1 protein-coding gene is annotated in these 1,651 nt (G+C 39.9%); it reads left to right on the top strand.

The features are described from left to right. Window positions 1–1,651 (top strand): DNA polymerase III subunit alpha (gene dnaE, locus RM51_RS18870; RefSeq protein WP_039373336.1); only part of this gene is annotated, 1,651 nt, incomplete at both ends.

Genomic DNA, 1,651 nt, shown 5'->3' with positions numbered 1-1,651 from the left:
CGAACTCAATTTCTGTTCTTATTTTTTGATTACCTGGGATATTATCCGCTACAGTAATAGTATGGGCTTTATGCATGTAGGGCGGGGGAGTGGAGCCAATTCTATTGTAAGCTACTGTTTAGGAATCACAGACATCTGCCCTTTAGAACTGGATCTGTATTTTGAACGGTTTTTAAACCTTAACCGGAAGTCTCCGCCGGATTTTGATATCGACTGGAGTTGGCAGAATCGGGATACCATACTGGAATATATTTTTGACCGCTACGGGAAAGATCATGTTGCCTTCTGTGGAACCAATGTAGAGTTTAAGTACAAATCCATCTTTAGAGAAGTGGGAAAAGTATTTGGTCTGCCTAAGGAAGAGCTGGATGAGTTAGCGAAGAGACCGATGATACAACATGACAAGAATGAGGTGGTACAACTGGTGCATCAATACGGCAAGCTATTAGAAAAATTTCCCAACCAGCGAAGCATGCATTCCTGTGGAATTTTAATCTCAGAAGAACCTATTACAAATTATACCGCTCTAGAAATGCCTCCTAAAGGATTTCCGATCGTTCAGTTCGATATGAATGTCGCTGAAGATATCGGCCTCGAAAAATTTGATATTCTTTCCCAAAGAGGATTGGGGACCATTAATGATACCGTAGAGCTGATCAAAAAGACACGAGGCGTTAGTGTTGATATCAGAGATACAACGCTATCCAAAGATGAAGCCCAAGCCAATGAGTATCTGGCCATAGGAAAAACCATTGGTTGTTTTTATATCGAATCTCCGGCAATGCGGGGACTTTTAAGAAGATTAAAGTGTGATAATTACAGAATTCTTGTTGCCGCTTCCTCGATTATCCGTCCCGGGGTGGCACAAAGCGGAATGATGCGCGAGTATATTTTCAGGCATAACCATCCCGATCAATTCGAATATTTCCATTCGGTATTCGAAGAACATCTGAAAGAAACTTACGGCATTATGGTCTATCAGGAAGATGTGATTAAGATTGCTCAGTATTTTGGAGGCTTGTCTCTGGCAGATGGAGATATTCTCCGCAGAGCTATGAGCGGAAAAGGTCGTTCCATTGAAAAGCTCAGAGAAGTAAAAAATAATTTTTTCGAATCTTGTAAAAAATTGGGACATTCGGAGGCATTAACGGCTGAAGCATACCGACAGATAGAATCCTTCGCAGGATATTCTTTTTGTAAAGCACACTCCGCTTCCTATGCCGTAGAAAGTTATCAGAGTTTGTATCTCAAAGTATATTATCCCTTAGAATTTATGGTTTCGGTAATCAATAATCAGGGAGGGTTTTACCGTACAGAAGTCTATATTCATGAAGCAAAAATGTCGGGGGGAAATATTCAGGTTCCCTGTGTGAATATCAGTGATTTTCAAACTATACTTAAAGGAAAAGATATTTATTTAGGCTTGATGGTATTAGAAGGTCTCGAAACAAGAATTGCCCATGGAATTGTAGAGGAACGGGAAAAGAATGGTGACTACAAATCGTTGGAAGACTTTATAAAACGTATTCCTATAGGGATTGAAACCGTACAGATTCTCATTTTTATAGGAGCTTTCAGGTTCACAGGAAAACCTAAAAATGAACTCCTCGTAGAAGCAAGAATTTTACTAGTCAACTTCAAACCCGAAAAC

The organism is Chryseobacterium taiwanense (assembly GCF_000813825.1).
Classification (GTDB): Bacteria; Bacteroidota; Bacteroidia; order Flavobacteriales; family Weeksellaceae; genus Chryseobacterium; species Chryseobacterium taiwanense.
Note: the sequence above shows the minus strand (reverse complement) of the source record. Positions and strands in the feature narration are given on the sequence as shown.